Source organism: bacterium (assembly GCA_021108215.1).
Taxonomy (GTDB): domain Bacteria; phylum Oederibacteriota; class JAAXVQ01; order JAAXVQ01; family JAUVAV01; genus JAIORK01.
The window spans coordinates 91613-107953 of record JAIORK010000032.1 but is presented as its reverse complement, the minus strand read 5'-3'; the positions used below and the strand labels follow the sequence as shown (position 1 = coordinate 107953).

General features: G+C 48.6%; 16 protein-coding genes. All 16 read right to left on the bottom strand.

What is annotated here, in order from left to right; genetic code table 11:
* Window positions 1–6: 6 nt before the first annotated feature.
* Window positions 7–369 (bottom strand): hypothetical protein, encoded by a 363-nt coding sequence (locus K8S19_07270; GenBank protein ID MCD4813474.1) that lies wholly within the window; start codon window positions 367–369, stop codon window positions 7–9.
* Window positions 370–448: 79 nt separating this feature from the next.
* Window positions 449–1888: a flagellar hook-length control protein FliK gene (locus tag K8S19_07265; GenBank protein ID MCD4813473.1), complete on the bottom strand. Its 1440-nt coding sequence runs from the start codon at window positions 1886–1888 to the stop codon at window positions 449–451.
* Between the two features lie 20 nt (window positions 1889–1908).
* On the bottom strand, window positions 1909–2349 hold the full coding sequence (gene fliJ, locus K8S19_07260; GenBank protein ID MCD4813472.1) for a flagellar export protein FliJ: 441 nt from the start codon (window positions 2347–2349) through the stop codon (window positions 1909–1911).
* A gap of 15 nt (window positions 2350–2364) precedes the next feature.
* On the bottom strand, window positions 2365–4329 hold the full coding sequence (locus tag K8S19_07255) for a FliI/YscN family ATPase (GenBank protein ID MCD4813471.1): 1965 nt from the start codon (window positions 4327–4329) through the stop codon (window positions 2365–2367).
* On the bottom strand, window positions 4322–5347 hold the full coding sequence (gene fliG, locus K8S19_07250) for a flagellar motor switch protein FliG (GenBank protein ID MCD4813470.1): 1026 nt from the start codon (window positions 5345–5347) through the stop codon (window positions 4322–4324). Before fliG ends, K8S19_07255 begins: the two co-directional genes overlap by 8 nt.
* Before the next feature lie 85 nt (window positions 5348–5432).
* Window positions 5433–6938 carry a flagellar M-ring protein FliF gene (fliF, locus tag K8S19_07245; protein ID MCD4813469.1) on the bottom strand — a complete coding sequence of 502 codons (1506 nt, stop codon included), beginning with the start codon at window positions 6936–6938 and terminating at the stop codon, window positions 5433–5435.
* Window positions 6939–6968: 30 nt separating this feature from the next.
* Window positions 6969–7268 carry a flagellar hook-basal body complex protein FliE gene (gene fliE / locus K8S19_07240; GenBank protein ID MCD4813468.1) on the bottom strand — a complete coding sequence of 100 codons (300 nt, stop codon included), beginning with the start codon at window positions 7266–7268 and terminating at the stop codon, window positions 6969–6971.
* A gap of 19 nt (window positions 7269–7287) precedes the next feature.
* The gene (flgC, locus tag K8S19_07235; GenBank protein MCD4813467.1) at window positions 7288–7686 is read right to left on the bottom strand and encodes a flagellar basal body rod protein FlgC; all 399 of its coding nucleotides are present in this window, start codon (window positions 7684–7686) and stop codon (window positions 7288–7290) included.
* Between the two features lie 2 nt (window positions 7687–7688).
* Window positions 7689–8087 carry a flagellar basal body rod protein FlgB gene (gene flgB / locus K8S19_07230; protein ID MCD4813466.1) on the bottom strand — a complete coding sequence of 133 codons (399 nt, stop codon included), beginning with the start codon at window positions 8085–8087 and terminating at the stop codon, window positions 7689–7691.
* A gap of 10 nt (window positions 8088–8097) precedes the next feature.
* Window positions 8098–8559 (bottom strand): hypothetical protein, encoded by a 462-nt coding sequence (locus K8S19_07225; protein MCD4813465.1) that lies wholly within the window; start codon window positions 8557–8559, stop codon window positions 8098–8100.
* 383 nt (window positions 8560–8942) lie between these two features.
* Window positions 8943–10394: a GAF domain-containing sensor histidine kinase gene (locus tag K8S19_07220; protein ID MCD4813464.1), complete on the bottom strand. Its 1452-nt coding sequence runs from the start codon at window positions 10392–10394 to the stop codon at window positions 8943–8945.
* 9 nt (window positions 10395–10403) lie between these two features.
* Complete coding sequence (locus tag K8S19_07215; protein MCD4813463.1) at window positions 10404–11291, bottom strand: HDOD domain-containing protein; 888 nt, start codon at window positions 11289–11291, stop codon at window positions 10404–10406.
* A gap of 275 nt (window positions 11292–11566) precedes the next feature.
* Window positions 11567–12025, bottom strand: a complete 459-nt coding sequence (fliS, locus tag K8S19_07210) for a flagellar export chaperone FliS (protein ID MCD4813462.1) — start codon at window positions 12023–12025, stop codon at window positions 11567–11569.
* 127 nt (window positions 12026–12152) lie between these two features.
* Window positions 12153–13970 carry a flagellar filament capping protein FliD gene (gene fliD, locus K8S19_07205; GenBank protein ID MCD4813461.1) on the bottom strand — a complete coding sequence of 606 codons (1818 nt, stop codon included), beginning with the start codon at window positions 13968–13970 and terminating at the stop codon, window positions 12153–12155.
* Between the two features lie 255 nt (window positions 13971–14225).
* Entirely contained in the window at window positions 14226–15047 is an 822-nt protein-coding gene (locus tag K8S19_07200; protein MCD4813460.1) for a flagellin FliC, read from the bottom strand.
* 310 nt (window positions 15048–15357) lie between these two features.
* On the bottom strand, window positions 15358–16182 hold the full coding sequence (locus K8S19_07195) for a flagellin FliC (GenBank protein MCD4813459.1): 825 nt from the start codon (window positions 16180–16182) through the stop codon (window positions 15358–15360).
* Window positions 16183–16341 lie beyond the last annotated feature (159 nt).

The following is a 16341-nucleotide window of genomic DNA, read 5'->3' as shown; positions in this document are numbered from 1 at the left end:
CTCTTGTTAGGAAACAGTTGTGATATCCGATAAACTCACCGGGTTCCCATCTACATAAACTACAGGGTGATCTTGCGTAAAAGAAATCCCGGTAACCTGCCCGGTAAACAGTGTGTTCGTAGTCGCATCAATTCCGGAAACCGTACGTCCCAGCAGCGCAGTTGCAAATACCTGCGTTTCCTGGGATGCCATATCCAGCACCGCTTGATATGTATTTTCTGAGGCTTCCAGAGCAGAAAACTGCGCCAACTGTGCAATAAATTCAGAATTATCCACCGGATCCATCGGATCCTGATGACTCAATTGTATTGCCAAAAGATTTAAAAAATCCATTTTTCCCAGTTCATTATTAATGGCTTCTATCGACATTGCTATGCCCTCCTTTCCTTGAGTATCGTCTCTTTTGAAACATCCCTTTAAATGCATTTTTCCGGTTTTATGTCCCTGCTTATACGAGCATATCCACCTTTCCTGATTGAATGGCCGTCTTGCCGGCAACAGTATGTTTCGAGCCGGATGCCGCGTTGGGGTGGTGATCCCCATTTCCGGACCCGCTCATTCCTTGATCATCCGGTTGCTCCCTGTGTGCCTCCCGGGAAAAATGCTGCTTGATCTCCAGGCTTAAATCATTGAGACGAACGCCTGCCGCTTCCAGACTCTTGCGTATGGACTCCAGGCGCTCCTGAAAAAATTCCCCCACGTGCCGGTCTTGCAGGGTGAGTTGGGCATTGAGCTGATCGCCGTGTGAATCCAGGCGTATACGAATACGTCCCAGTTCAGGAGGATGGAGCTCCACAATCAATTGGGTTTCCTTTCCGTGAACCGCCTGCTTGGTGATCTGCACAAACTCCTTCACCACCATCTGTTTTTGGACTTCATCCATGCGTGCCAGCAGCTGTGCCGGTGTAGTTGCCGTTACTCTGGACACCGGCCCGGAAGCAACGGTCTCTGAACTTTTGACCGTGGATATTTCCGCACTCAACTCCTGAACAGCGGACTTTTCTTCGTGGTTAAGCGTGGCCACATCTGTTTGGCCTGCACCGGACAGACTAAGCAGCGAAGACCGGTTCTGGACCGGCGTGGAAGATCCCGAAAATGTTTCCGCAGTCTGGGTCAAGAGTCCTTTTTCAACTTGTGGTTTTTTTTCACCCGGCAGTTCTTTGCCGCCAAAAGACAATTCCAGCATTTGTGTTTCAACTTTTTGGGATCCGGATTTCTCCATCAACACCGATTCAATTTGTGAAAGCGTTTCCGGGTCCGTTGAAATCATTTTTTTAGCGGCACCACTTTTAGGCTGGTCTTCCAATAAAACTTCCCAACCATCCGGGAAGATATCCGCCGGAACTGTCGCCCCAAGATTTTCCCGCTTCACAAAAGTATTCTGAAAATCCGTTTGTGCGGCGCTTTGCATGACCGTACCGGCCTGGAGCAATGTTTGCCGGGCAGCCGCATGAAGCGTCGCTTGCCGCTGTGCCTGATTATCCGACCCTGACTCCAATGCTTCCTTACCGCCTTGATTGGGCAACAACACCGCTCCATCATCCATCAAGAGACTCTCCTGACCCTCTGCGTCTTCCGCCGCTTCCGCCGCTTCCGCCGCTTCCGCCGCTTCCGCCGCTTCCGCCGCTTCCGCCTCTTCCGCCTCTTCCGCCTCTTCCGCCGCTTCCGCCGCTTCCGCCTCTTCCGCCTCTTCCGCCTCTTCCGCCTCTTCCGCTTTTTCTGCCGCTTCCGCTTTTTCAGACTCAACGGATTTTATCCTGCGCGAAATCAAATCCTCAAAATCAATGGCTGCCTCCTCCTGCCCGGACTCCACCGTGAAATCCGTAAAAACGGCGGGATCTGACGGTTCGAACAGACTCATATTTCCGGGCGTAAAATTTGTTTGCATTTTTTGCCTCCTTAAAAACCTTAGGCTGACTTAAAGTGACTGATGGCAACCTCATCTAAAAAATTTTGTTCCTGGCGACGCGCTTCTTTAAGATAGTCGCTATACCGGTGTTCCTTCAGTTTTTCCAATATTTTCACGGCTTGCTGCGCTTGAATATAGTTATCGCGCAATTGCTCCAGTGCTTCAGACAATTGATTCAACCTCAATTGCGCCGCCTCAATGCGATACCGCAACGTCTGGATATACTCTGCGCAATTTTTTTCCAGTGCAAGATCAACTGTTTCCCGGCCGGCAGCTTTGGCCTTGACCTCAGCGGTTTTTCGATCTTCCATCAATTGCTCCAGCAGCTTGGTTTGTTCCAAAACGCGGCGCTGTTGGTCATTAAATTCATTTTTGGCCCTTTCTTCCATCTTGCATCGAATGCGCAGCAATGTTGCCAATCCAAACTGAAATGGCTGCATATCAAACACCCCTCCTCATTCTTTGCCTACTTTATCGGCAATCATCGCCATTTGCTTCCACATGGCGTCATGCTCTGTCTTCTCATCCATCCCCTGTTTTAAAAAAACCTTAATATCATCAATCACACGCAGTGCTGTATCTATTTTTTTATTGCTGCCTTTGACATACGCACCAATATTCACCAAATCCTGGGCTTCTTGATACGTTGCCAGGTTGTCCCGCAGCACACCCGCCTTCCGGGTATTTTCCGGAATACAAACCTGCTTGCTTAAACGGCTGATACTGGGCAGAATATCGATGGCCGGAAAATGATTTTGACTAAAAAGCGAACGGGAAAGGACCATATGCCCGTCCAAAATACTGCGCACATGATCAGCCACCGGCTCATCCATATCATTGCCTTCCACCAGTACTGTATAAAAGCCGGTGATGCTGCCCTGTTCATTAAAAATCCCGGACCGCTCTAAGAGTTTGGGAAGTGCTGCGAAGGTGGATGGGGTATAGCCTTTGGTCGTGGGCGGTTCCCCGATGGCCAGGCCAATCTCGCGATGCGCCATGGCAAAGCGGGTCACCGAATCCATCATGAACATAACATGCTTACCCTGCCGTGCAAAGTGTTCGGCAATGCTGGCTGCCAACTGTGCACCATGAATCCGCAAAACAGGTGATTCATCCGATGTGACGGCAATCACAACCGACCGTTTCAGCCCTTCCTCACCCAAATCCCGTTCAACAAACTCCCGCACTTCACGGCCCCGCTCTCCGATCAATGCAATAACATTGATATCCGCTTCTGTATTGCGGGCCATCATGCCAAGCAAAACACTTTTGCCGACACCTGAACCGGCAAAAATACCCATACGCCCGCCTTTGGCGCAAGTCAGTATCCCGTCAATTGCCCGCACCCCGGTATACAATGGTGAATCAATTGTCTGACGCTGCATCGGATTACTCGGGCGGGCGTGAATCTCCACCGGATCGCCGCCCACAATGGCTCCGAGACCGTCAATCGGTTCTCCCAGTCCATTGAGTACTCTCCCGAGCAGCCCTTCACCGGCATGGACTGCAAACCGTCTCCCTTTGCCAATCACCCGGTTCCCCGGCCCAATTCCCTGAGCATCCTCCAATGGCATCAATAAAACACGATTATCCTTAAAGCCGATGACTTCCGCCCGGATCGTTTTCCTGCGTTTGGTGTCGCTGATTTCACACTGCTCGCCAACTGTAACATTGGGGCCTTTTGATTCAATCACCGTCCCGACAATATTAATAACCCATCCTTCGGTACGCACATCCGCAGTCTGCGTTACACGATCGATGATTTGCGAGGGCGGACTTTGCATGGCCACCTGTGCGGTCAGGGTCTGCTCAAGTTCCTCAAGTTGGGTTTCCAGGCGTGCATCAATCAATCCATACTTGGTCTCCAGCATACATCCGCCTCTTTGTACCGTCGAATCCCGGACCATTTTTAAATTTTTAGGGGCCACGCTTTCATCCGGCGCCATGCGCTGATAATCTTCCGGATGCAAATGCAGTGTCAGGATATCACCCAACTCCGTATGCTGAGAAAGAACCTTGCGAACACTTTGTTGGATCAATTCCGGCTCAATTTTACTAAGTGTTCCGACAATTTTTTTTACCATGGCCATCACAACTTCATTCACCCGGATCTCCATCCGTCTGAAAAACGATTCAACTTCGTCATCGATTCCCTGGAGCAAAGACTGCATGACCTGATTATTTTTTTCATGCTGCTGCTGCGCGGCCAGCTGTCCCGCCTGCTTTCCCTTGGTAAACGCTTGCGTCTCCGCCTCTTGCTGAGTCCGCGCCTGTACCGCCATTCGATTCTCCAGTTGCGGCAAAGACTGATTGTCTTTTTCCTGAATTTTTGCCAAACCATTGCCGAAGGCGGGATCACAGTTAACGGCGATAAAACATTCCCGCCCGCTGAGTTTGGGTGATTTAATGACTTTACTCAACTTCTTCCTCCAGGCTTTGCTTGTTCAAAACAATTGTGCCTTCCTCATCCAGCCGGCGCATGACTTCAGCAATTTTCAGGCGGGCTGCTTTGATCGCATCCGCTTTAACATTTTGCATCACTTCAATATCATCTTTGAGCATCTCGGCACCACGTGTCGACATGTTGGTAAATATTTTTTCTTCCACAGCTTTTTCCAATCGAATACAGGCCAACGCTAAATCCTGGGTCTCAACCTCTTTGAGTATCCGTTGTATTTCCATGTCATCCAGTTTGTTAAGATCTTCGAAGCGGACCATTTTCATCTTTATCTGAGCAGCCAGTTCTTCATTGGCGGTTTCAAGACTCTCCATAATGCCGTGGACAACTTCTTTGTCCATCAGATTAAAAATATCCGCCGTGCTCTGTACACCACCCATCTTCGTCATCTCGGGTTTTTCAGATTTTTGCTTGATCCGCGTACTCAGCCGCTTCTCGATATCACGCACGGTTTCAATATCCGGGGCGGTTTTATCCAATACCGCAATCCGGCGTGCCACTTCATGCTGCACCTTTTCCGGAAGGCGCTTAATAACTTTAGCCGAAAGTTCGCTGGGAAGGCTGGCAACCACCAGGGCGATGGTTTGCGGATGCTCCCCTGCCATAGCCTCAATAATCCGGTCCGGCTCATGGTCACTTAGTTCTTCAAAGGGCACAATCTGCTGAGGACTCTGAAATTTTTTCATAAGCCGCTGTGCGCGTTCCGGTTCCAGTGAGGGTGTAAAAATCTGTTCAATATAATCAAGATCAATCTTGGTCGGTAAATTTTTCTGCTGAAGGGAATTTAAAAACTCAAGCAAAACACGGTCCTGCTCCTCCCGGCTGATCTCTTTGACTTTTGCCATTTCTTCCCCGATCATCTCAATATCCCGAACCTGAAACTGCTTTAAAATTTCCTGCGCCACCTCTCGTCCAACCAAGGAGAGCAATACCGCAACTTTCCGGTGTTTTACTTTTTGATCTTCTTCTTTGACCGGCATTGCTTTCCTCCCCTGGCATACTTACTCCATCACCCGCGCGGCAACCCCGGCGATGACAGACGTGACAGTGACCCAAACAAACAGCTCATGACAGCCAGTGTTTTAAAATCTGGCCCGATTCCGAAGGATTTTGTTTAATCAGCGACAGTATATTTTCCGGCGTAATTCCCTGGGCCTCTTTTTCTTTCTCCTGCTCCCGACCCGCAAGCAACTTTTCCGTATGCCGATTTAAAGACCGGATGCTGGTGACCAAAATCCCCAGCGCGAGCAGCACCAACAGTGCCCGCGGCACCCACTTGGTCGCGATCGTCATGATGAATTGTTGCTTATCGGATTTTTCCAAAATTTGCTTTTGAGATTCAACGTCCATGCGGTTAAATGCAATGGATTTCACTTCAATCTGATCACCTCGCACAGGATTAATTCCCAGCGTTTTAGAGATCACCGACTGGATTGATTCCAATTGCGGACTCTCGGCGTCGCCGTCAATAAATATCCCCACCGAAAGTCTGGTAATGGTCCCGGTCGCCGTGGTGATGCGCTCCACGGTCCGGTTCATTTCGTAGTTGCGAACACTCTCATTTTTCTTACTCCCGCTGTTTGCCACTCTGCCGCTGGGAGGGTAACCCTTGAGATTGGATGCGGTGCCCGCCACGCCGCCCGGTGTCGCTTTGCCGCCCGCCGGTGAGATAGATTGCTGCTGTTCCGAACGAAGCAATCCCTTTCCACCTACCACCGGTTCATAGTACTCACGTTCCTTGATAATTTGGTCAAAGTCCACCTCGGCAAAAATCCGGACCGCTGCCTTGCCGGGCCCAAGAATTTCAAATAGCAGACTCTCGGCCTTTTCTTTCAGGTCCTTTTCAACCTTATTTTTGTAATCAATCTGCTGTTGGCTGATACCCACGCCGGAACCGCTTTCACTACCGCTGCTGAGTGCTTTGCCCATCGTATCAATAATGGTTACCCGCTCCGGAGCCAAACCCTGTACCGCGCTTGCCAGTAAATGACGAATGCTCGCCACGGTTTTGGGTGAAAGTGCTCCCGGACTTCCTAATTTCAGCATCACAGAGGCTGAAGGCGTGAACGTTTCACCGAACCAGAGGTCATCTTTGGGAATAACCAAATGCACGCGTGATTTTTCCACCGCATTAAGTGAATCAATGGTGCGTTCCAATTCATTTTGCATGGCCCGTAAATAGTTGATCTGCTGGACCTCGTCAGTGACACCCAGCGACATTTTATCAAAAATCTCAAATCCCACCCCATCGCCGCGGGGCAATCCCTTGCCGGCCAGTTCAAGACGCATCGCATACACCTTGTCGGATGCCACCTCAATCTGATTACCCCCGGCCCCAATCCGGTAGGCAACATTTTTCTCCTGAAGGTGCTCTACCACGGCATTGGCGTCTTGCGCGGACATATCCGTAAACAGAACGGCATAATCCGGGCGCGCCCCAAAGTAGATCAATCCGCCCAGCATTAAAACCATGGCACTTCCGGTTAAGAGCGCTATCATTTTCTGATTAATGTTGAGTTTTTCCCACCACTGTGCTATCTGTTCAAAGGCCTGCTGCGCCGGATTTGCCATGTGCCCTCCTCCTCAAGAATTAACCCACCCTTACATTTGCATGCGCATAATTTCGTTGTAGGCGTCCATCACTTTATTTCTTACCTGAACTGCAAATTCGAGTGAAAGTTTTGCCTCTTCCGCCCGGAGCATAATTTCATGCAATGCCGGTCCTTCGCCTTTTAAAAACAACTTGATATTGTCTTTCACTTCCGCCTGATCTTCATTGATCGTCTGAATACTGTCCAGCATGACCTGCTGAAAGGATTCTCCCTGGAGATTTTGTACCCCGGTGGTTTCCTGCCAAGCTACGGGCAACGTGTTAAGCAGATGAACACCTTCAATATTCATACCGGCCTCCTTGGTCTGATTAAATGGTCAATGCCTGGCGGACCATTTCTTTTGCACTTTGTAATAGCGTCACATTAGCTTCATACGCCCGACTGGCACTGAGCATATCCACCATTTCCATCATAATGTCAATATTGGGCTTGGCCCGGTAACCGTCTTCATCCGCATCCGGATGTTTAGGATCATAAATCATCTTGGGGGGAGCCGTATCCTCAACAATCCCCATCACCTCAACCCCGTGAAGTCCGAGTTCCGTCTCCCCGGCAGCCATGACTTCCAGCAATTGCCGTTTAAAAACACCCCCCTCAGCGGTCTGAGTTGTATTAACGTTGGCAATGTTGCGGGAAATCACTTCCATCCGTGCGCGCTCAGCAGTTAAACCGGAAGCACTGATCATTAACTCAGGAAAAATATTCATTATTAGCGTCCTCCTGAAATAACATAGCGCATGGATTTAATATCCTTGGATGCAATCCGGGTCATCATATTGTAGAGTTGCGAAACCTGCGCCAAATCCACCATTTCTTTTTCCAATGCAACATTGTTGCCATCAGCACGGGCCGGTTGCGTGGTGTCCTCAATAATTTCCATTTTGTTTTCTGCGGTTGCGATGGACTGCGGTTGCGATGATTTTTGCAACACCCCGGATTCACTTTCCATAATCCGTTCTAGCTCCGCAGAAAAATCGACCGTATGCCGGATATAACCAGGCGTATTGGTATTGGCAACATTTTGGGCAATGGTCTTTTGCTGAACCGTAAGCAAATCCATCACCCGGTTCAATTGTTGAAGCCATTGACTGCTGAAATCTATCGGCATTGCTTGCTCCTTATTGGGAAATATCGATGCGCTGATTTGAATGACGCATGGCCCGGTGCGTGGAAAGATACTGTTTTGTTTTCTGAATATCTTCCAAACCTGTACCCGCCGCAGCATAGTGCCGCTTGATGCCGGTTAACGCCTGATCATGCAAACGCATGGCCTCCTGAAAACGTTTTGTCATAACCAGTTTCTGTTCGACAATTTTTTGGTTCATGGGATGGGCGGTATTTTGCATAACCGTTTTAATGGCATGCTGCCATTGTCCGCTTTCAAAGAGCGTTGTCATCTGAGCGAACAACTCTTTTTTGGCTTCTACATAGGTGTTGAGTTTTTCAGTCTGCAGGACCGGTTGCTCGTTCTTCCATTGATTTTCTAAAGCAATCAGCTTCTCCGCATGCTCGATTATTTCGCCGACGCAGTGAAGCGTTTCCGCCAATACATCCTGATGGGGTGCGTCTGTCTGTGACATTGTGTCTCCTTATCTGTATAACCTACTCCGCTCCGGCTTATCAATTGAGAACGTGCGATCGTGTATAAGGAATAAAGCAACATACGTGCCAATTTTCTTAATTCTTACTGTTTGTCAGGATTTTTCATCCTTAAAAAATCATTGGTTTCAAAGCATTATTCTCTCCCCGCCTTTTCCAAATAATCATCTGGAACTTAAGAATCATGCTTTTATCCTCATTATGGAAATCATTCCATAGCACGACTGACCCAACTATGGAATTCATTGCTTATCGTGCCGGCATCCGGCATGCGCCGGACAAGTTACGCCGGACAAGTGCACGGGGATTCCTTTGTATATTGAAGACTCAATTTAAATTTTCAATAATAGAATTTTTGAAATACTCAGGTGTGATTTTTTTCTTTTTCAATATACCGGGGAAATTGAAGACTGAAAAGCGACCCTTTTCCCAACTGGCTCTTTAACGTAATACTTCCTTGATTAAGTTCCACATTTTTTTTAGCCAGATAGAGCCCAAATCCCATACCGCGTACTGACCGGGTTGTGCTGGCACCTGCCCGATAAAACTTTTCAAAAACTTTTTCCTGATCTTCCGGGGAAATGCCCACCCCCTGGTCCTGGATTTCCCAAAACACATGCGTTTTTGACTGGCGGGTTTTGATCGTGAGAGTGCCTCCCTGGGGCGAATATTTAACCGCATTCTCAACCAGATTTCGTATCACTTTGTAAATCCGGGAGCGGTCTGCCCAGATGGCACCTAACTTTTTCTCACTGAGTATCTGAAAAACAATTTTTTCGGCATTATAGGGTATATCCTGGATAATTTCCCGGGTCAACACATTGAGCGCAACCACCTCCGGATTCATAACCGGTTTACTCTCATCCATCTGCGAAGACTCAAACAACTCCACCACAATCTGATTGATTCTTTCACACTGGCCGGATATTTTTTTTAAAAGCTGTATGCGCTCCTCCGGGGGTATCGCCTGGTTTCGCTCCAATAAAATACTCGAGGCCTGAATAATTGTCAGCGGTGTCTTGATCTCATGGGTAGTGGTGTTTACAACATCCTGCTTAAGCATGTCCAACTCAATATATTTTTTAGCAGTCGCCTTTTCTTTGAGGTAGACCCGTTCATTGGCGAGGATCACTGCGGCATGCTTGATTAAAACATTGAGAATGCTGAAGGTCTGCTGAGTAAAAGTCCCCTGTTCCCGTTTAAAAAAGAGTTCGATTCTGCCTAATTTTTCCGAAGCGGTCATAAGCGGCGCTATCATAAAAGACCATTTTTCCCCGCCCTTTTGTCCCGGCCGCACAAAACTCTCCGGCACGACCACGGCATGCCCCTGACGAAAAACCCAGTTAAAAATTCGCTCATCCAAATCCAGCTTACGGCGGTAGCGTGCGATAAGCGTCCCTGCATAGTCAAGCACACTGTGTGATTCACTGCGGGTATCCCCGGCTTGGTACAAATACAAACTTGCGCTGTCATAGCCGCATAGTTCCTTTAGCACATCCATTAAAAACTGCAAAATCCTATCATAGGAGTGAATCGTACTTACCGTCTCAATAAATCTAAAAACAATCGTCATCTCATTGATAAACGCCCGCAAGCCGCGGTTGACCTTCTCCTGAATCTCCATATAACTCCGCACTTCATTTAATTCAGTCTGCATCGCCGGATCGATCACTGAAAAAGATGAAGTCGTCCCCTCGTCCCGAAAGAGATTTTTTGCCGCCGGGTTGATCAAGGCGGTTTTTTTCTTCGGGCCGCTTCTGCGCGGCTTGCTGCCGCCGGTTTTTCCAGTAATTTTTCGGGAGTTTTTTTCCGCCATGCCGCTCCTTTAGACTGTCATAAAACTTTCAATTTCCTCTAATTCCTGACGTAATTTCTCTTCCATCTTTTCAATCTGTTTTTGCTCCAATCCCAATTGGTTCCACCATTGTGTGATAATTTCATCGGAATGCAGAATATCCTCCTGGCTGTTCTCTTTCAGTGTCGCACATGCCATACGATTCGCAATATAGAGCACATTGGTCAATTCCTTCTGCTCCTTGGCCTCTTCCGGAAAATGATGACATGCAATCGGCGTGACGATTTCCTCCGGCAGGTTCCAGCGATCCACGATCCAGGCCCCGACTTGGCCGTGATGCGCCCCCATTTTTCGTTCTTCCCGACGGCAAAGTTCGCGCCCCTCAACCACCCCGTTTTTTAATACTGCGTAGTACTCATCGTGAAAGTAATGATAAAAAAGCGTCTTCCCCACATCATGCATCAACCCAGCCAAAAAACCGACTTGCTCCAGCGATTTAAGCTGCTGACTGACCAGCAGTTCGCGCGTCATAATCGCGGTGGCCACAGCATGTTTCCACTCCTGACGCTGATTAAAGAATATTTTTTGATCACTTTTCTTCACTTTGGTTTTTTCATTCCAAATCTGATCAAAATTATACATCATGGTGGTTAGGATCAAATTTCGTACGGTTGAAAATCCCAGCAGCACAACACTCTCGGTCACCGTCGAAACCGCCCGAGGAAATCCATAGAATGCCGAGTTGGCCATTTTCAAAATGCGAAAGGTCATGGCCTGGTCCACTGATACAACTTCCGTCAAATCTGAAGCGGATGAATACGGATCATTCAATATTTGCATAACCCGGGCAACAACCGTGGGCAGGGTTGGCACGTCACTAATACTTTGGATGACTTTTTTTAGTTTATCCTGTTCCACAATTTCCTACTCCCGGTTACAGTATCGTACCTGAATACCGGATGCGCGCTACCGCACATTGCCCCGGCTATAATAAGTTTCGTCATGTTGCCTTTTTAATTAAGAATTTTAAACGTTTATTCGAGGGGAACGGTCTCACATGTGCCCGGCATTCGCCCTGCCGGCAGAACAGGTCGCGACCGACCGTTCCCTGCTCCGGCATTTTCCGGCAGAAGCGCCCCGCTGAATAAAAAAAGGGCGCATGCAATGCATACGCCCTTTTTTTAACTTGCGGATTACTCTGACTGCTGATCTCCCAAAAAGGCCTGATACCATGCCTGGCGCAGCGTATGAACCAATTCCATAATTTCTTGTACCGTTTCCCGAGTCTGTTTCATCTGACAATCCGTCAAACGCCGGTTGATATACTGATAGAGACGGGCCAAATTTTCAGCGATCTCCCCGCCTTTATCCATATCCAAAGATATATCCAAATAGTGAACAATTTTTTGAGCACGTAAAAAATTATAATTAATTGCCGGATCATCCTTATCATCAATCGCCTGCATACCCCGGCGGAGAAATTTGGCAACCCCATCATAGAGCATTAAAATCAATTCCTCACGGCTGGCGGTAAAAACCTGATTTTCCTGATAAGAAACTGAAAAAGGATTGCTTGAATTTTGCTGTTCCATTTGCACCGGCTGGATAACCTGGTTAAAAAAGGGTGTTTGTACGAGTACAGCATCTTGCATTTGATTTGACCTCCTTGTCGATTACTTTCTGCCTTCCTTTGCGCGTTACCACCCATGCTCCCACTGCTTATCGCAGCCCCGGCCTGTAAACAATCTTTCCATGGGACGCTTCGCAGCCGGTGGGTTTTTATCCCATATTCCCCATCATCGCCGCAAGTGTGTTTCCCATGGAATTCAATTGTGCCACAGCAAGTTCCATTGCTGAAAACTGACGCCGCATGACTTCTTCCCGTTTTTCCAACCTGAACTCCATATCCTCAATACGCTTACTAAGATAGTCCACTTCCGTATCAATGGCATCCTCTTCCAGCGTAAAACTGCCAAAAACCGTATCCGTCATGGATGTCAATTCCTCATCCAGGCGGACCATAATCCCTGTGCTTGCGCTATTAAACAATGCCTCGACTTTGTCCGGATCATTGAGCAGCGCCGCACGCAATTCATCCTCATCCACGTTCAGTGTGGCATCCTTACCAAAATTGGTGGAGGTGGTGGTAAGACCAATCTGTGCCAGTTGGTTCATATCCCCGGACAAACCGTCGACCGCACTGGTAATAATGTTCCCCAGCTCAAATTTCGCATCTAAAAACAAGGAATCTGAAACAAATGTTCCTTGAGTATACTCTGCTGCACTCTGCGGATTTTCCACCCGCTCCTCTCCCAACTTGGCATTGATATAACTCATCACGCTGTTGTATTCCGCTACAAAATCCTTAACCGTATTAACCATGGCATCCACATCAGACTCTACTTTGACCGTGGTGTTCCCAATGCTGCTTAGATTGAGTGTCACCCCTGGAATCAAGCCCTGGATCTGATTTGTGGCAAAGGTCTGATCCGCGCTGCCATTAAGATTTATAATTGCATCCGTGCCTTGGTAGGTGTCTGCCGCGCCGCCGGTAGGTGGATTGTTTGCGGAAAGTTTAAGCGCATACAGCACATTGCTTGAATCATCGGCACTGCCCAAAACAATTTCATTCCCATTGCCGGTCTCCTTTTGAAACAGGGAGACTTTTCCGGTATTCTCATCATAACTGGCCGTCACCCCGGCACTAGAACTTGAAATGCGGCTTAAAACATCCTGCAGGGTATCGGTGGTTGCATCAATGGTAAACATCACCCCATTGAGGGTGAATGTCCCGCTCGTGACCGCGATGTCCAAATTGGCGGCAGCATCTCCCAGCGGTTCGCGCAAATCCGGTTTAACCGCATCGCTGCCCACTGCCGTCCCCGGCGTGATATTCATGCTTTCCCAAAAAGTCCCGCTGGTCTGAGCAATGGTCATTTCCACATCACCATTGGCTTCATTTGACGCGATGGTAAAAGTCTGGCTGACGCTGTCAAAGCCGGCTGTCACCTCCGCGCTCGAGTTGTTGATCACTCCGATGATTTCATTGAGGCTCATGCTGTCATCCCAGTCAATACTGACGCCATTAATCTCAATTGTGCCGGAGGTTCCCGGGGCCGTGGCAAAATTCCCGGACTGGGATGCCAAACTCAAAGTCTGATCCACTGTGAATGAGGGTGCATTGATTCCTGCGGAACTTACCATCTGCGCAGGTTGGTCCTCATTGTCCGCTCCGGTATAGAGTGATTCTACAGCATTGACCATGGCTGCAGTTGCCATCTGGGTTACCGTAATCTGAAAACTCCCGGTGGCTGGATTGATGCCGTATACCGTGGCATCCGCAATAGCGGTATCTGAACTGGAAACTGCTTTTTGCGAGAAAAATGGATCTGCAATATCATTAAATTTTCCCACCATATCCTGCAATGCGGAGATCTTAGCATTGAGTGCGCTGTAAATACTTTTCTGCTGGTTTAGAATCATACTTTTTTGTTCCAGCTTGAGCTTGGGCCGTTCTTCAAGATACATCATTTTTGTAATAATACTTTCCGTATCAATCCCTGAAGCCAGACCTGAAAACAACACTTCTGAAGCCATGGTGACGACCCCTTTCCTAATTGCCTTGTCACACTTCCTATATATGTTTTCGTACCATTGCGCCGGTTTCTTAAGGGTTTTTTTAATAATAAATAAAATAACAATCCCGTAGGGAACGGTCGCGCCTGCGTAGTAGGGAACGGTCGCGCCTGCGTAGTAGGGAACGGTCGCGACCGTTCCCTACGGAAGTACACAAAAAAAGGGGATGCCCGGCACCGTCCGGTGCATGGCATCCCCTGCATTACCCGCCAACACTTACTGGAGCAGACTTAATACCGCCTGCGGTTGTGCATTAGCTTGAGCCAACATGGACGTTCCTGACTGCTGCAATATCTGGAGTCGAGTGAAGTTGGATATTTCAGCTGCCATGTCCACATCACGGATTCGGCTTTCAGAAGCAACCGTGTTCTCAATCATAATATCCAGATTGACCACCGTGTGTTCCAATTGGTTCATCGCCACGCCAAGATCGCCGCGGGTGGAACCCAGGGTCTCTATCGCAGCATTAATTGCCGTGATGGCAGCGCCGCCGTCTCCCAGGGTCAAAGAGTCAACACTCAATGCTGCAGCGTCAACTGTCCCGATATTAACTGCGATTGAATTGGCAGCGCCTGCACCCGGACCGACCTGCAGATTTCCCGAAACCGAACCGTCCAGCAGGGTCACGCCATTGAACGTGGCATAACCTGAGATACGATCAATTTCCGAGACCAAGGCATCACTTTCATCCTGCAATGCCTGCAGTTCCGAGGAGCCGGCTGCGATCGTGACATCATTGTCCGCCCGGACCGCCAGAGTATTCATACGCTGCATAATGCTGTGGATCTCATTTAAGACCCCTTCAGCTGTGGACAGCATATTAATACCTTCCTGCGCGTTCAGTTTGGCCGTGTTCAGACCATTGATCTGAGCACGCATGCGCTCAGAAATCACCAAACCCGAGGCATCATCTCCTGATTTGACAATACGCAAACCTGTAGAGAGTTTTGACAAAGACTTGGCGATACTTCCGGTGGTTCGGTCCAAAGCGCCCAACGCCGCCACCGATGGTACATTGTGATTAATTGCAAATCCCATGATTCCAGTCCTCCTTGATAGTTTTCCGGCATCCCTGCCGTATCTCAAACATCCAGGGCAGAATTCCTCTGTCTGTGTCTGCTACACGCCGGCCGTGCATGCGACAGTCACAAAAAGCGGATTCACGCTTTTGGATGACCAAGACCATCTTGAGCTTCCACAATCTTTTACTTCGCATCAATTTTAATAATTCTTAAATTTTATTTTAGAAAAAAGCGGGATAATTACGGCGTAGGGGCGACCGGCCGGTCGCCCCTACAAAATTCAGGGATGCACCGACTGGTGCATCCCCTTTTTCAGAAATAACCAATTACCCTTGGAGTAGGCTGAGAACTGCTTGTGGTTGGGCATTGGCTTGAGCCAACATGGACGTTCCTGACTGCTGCAATATCTGGAGTCGAGTGAAGTTGGATATTTCAGCTGCCATGTCCACATCACGGATTCGGCTTTCAGAAGCAACCGTGTTCTCAATCATAATATCCAGATTGACCACTGTATGTTCCAGCTGATTCATGGCCACACCCAGATCACCCCGGGTTGAACCCAAGGTCTCTATCGCAGCAATGATGGCGGTAATTGCGGCACCCCCATCACCCAATGTCAGTGCATTGACACCCAAAGTGGTTGCATCAACTACACCGAGATTAACCCCAATGACATTGTCTCCGCCGGCTCCCGGACCCACTTGTAGGTTACCCGAGACCGAGCCGTCCAACAATGTCACACCGTTGAAAGTGGCATAGCCTGCAATACGATCAATTTCACTGACCAATGCGTCGTTTTCATCCTGCAAAGCCTGAAGTTCTGAAGATCCGGCCGCTATGGTAACATCGTTGTCCGCCCGAACCGCCAGAGTATTCAAACGCTGCATGATGCTGTGAATTTCGTTGAGCACACCTTCCGCCGTGGCCAGCATGTTGATCCCTTCCTGGGCATTAAGCTTGGCGGTGTTCAGACCATTGATCTGAGCACGCATGCGCTCGCTAATAACCAATCCGGAGGCATCATCTCCTGATTTAACAATCCGAAGACCGGTGGAAAGTTTGGAAAGTGATTTACCGATGCTGTTGGTGGTTTTGTCCAAAGCACCTAACGCTGCGACTGATGGTACATTGTGATTGATTGCGAATCCCATGATTTACATCCTCCTTGATGTGTATTTCGGCATCCTTGCCGTATCCTCAAATATATCTGACAGCGATCGCATCCTCCCCATGCAATGGTTTGTTATCGCAGACATAATTTAAGTTCCGGATGTTGCTTGCACTTCCTTTTGCACTGTTTCACTGCCGGT

Excerpts from the sequence above, each read along its gene's own strand:
- K8S19_07270 (MCD4813474.1), bottom strand. The coding sequence starts at position 369 with ATGTCGATAGAAGCCATTAATAATGAACTGGGAAAAATGGATTTTTTA.
- K8S19_07265 (MCD4813473.1), bottom strand. The coding sequence starts at position 1,888 with ATGCAAACAAATTTTACGCCCGGAAATATGAGTCTGTTCGAACCGTCA.
- fliJ (MCD4813472.1), bottom strand. The coding sequence starts at position 2,349 with ATGCAGCCATTTCAGTTTGGATTGGCAACATTGCTGCGCATTCGATGC.
- fliG (MCD4813470.1), bottom strand. The coding sequence starts at position 5,347 with ATGCCGGTCAAAGAAGAAGATCAAAAAGTAAAACACCGGAAAGTTGCG.
- fliF (MCD4813469.1), bottom strand. The coding sequence starts at position 6,938 with ATGGCAAATCCGGCGCAGCAGGCCTTTGAACAGATAGCACAGTGGTGG.
- fliE (MCD4813468.1), bottom strand. The coding sequence starts at position 7,268 with ATGAATATTGAAGGTGTTCATCTGCTTAACACGTTGCCCGTAGCTTGG.
- flgC (MCD4813467.1), bottom strand. The coding sequence starts at position 7,686 with ATGAATATTTTTCCTGAGTTAATGATCAGTGCTTCCGGTTTAACTGCT.
- flgB (MCD4813466.1), bottom strand. The coding sequence starts at position 8,087 with ATGCCGATAGATTTCAGCAGTCAATGGCTTCAACAATTGAACCGGGTG.
- K8S19_07225 (MCD4813465.1), bottom strand. The coding sequence starts at position 8,559 with ATGTCACAGACAGACGCACCCCATCAGGATGTATTGGCGGAAACGCTT.
- K8S19_07220 (MCD4813464.1), bottom strand. The coding sequence starts at position 10,394 with ATGGCGGAAAAAAACTCCCGAAAAATTACTGGAAAAACCGGCGGCAGC.
- fliS (MCD4813462.1), bottom strand. The coding sequence starts at position 12,025 with ATGCAAGATGCTGTACTCGTACAAACACCCTTTTTTAACCAGGTTATC.
- fliD (MCD4813461.1), bottom strand. The coding sequence starts at position 13,970 with ATGGCTTCAGAAGTGTTGTTTTCAGGTCTGGCTTCAGGGATTGATACG.
- K8S19_07200 (MCD4813460.1), bottom strand. The coding sequence starts at position 15,047 with ATGGGATTTGCAATTAATCACAATGTACCATCGGTGGCGGCGTTGGGC.
- K8S19_07195 (MCD4813459.1), bottom strand. The coding sequence starts at position 16,182 with ATGGGATTCGCAATCAATCACAATGTACCATCAGTCGCAGCGTTAGGT.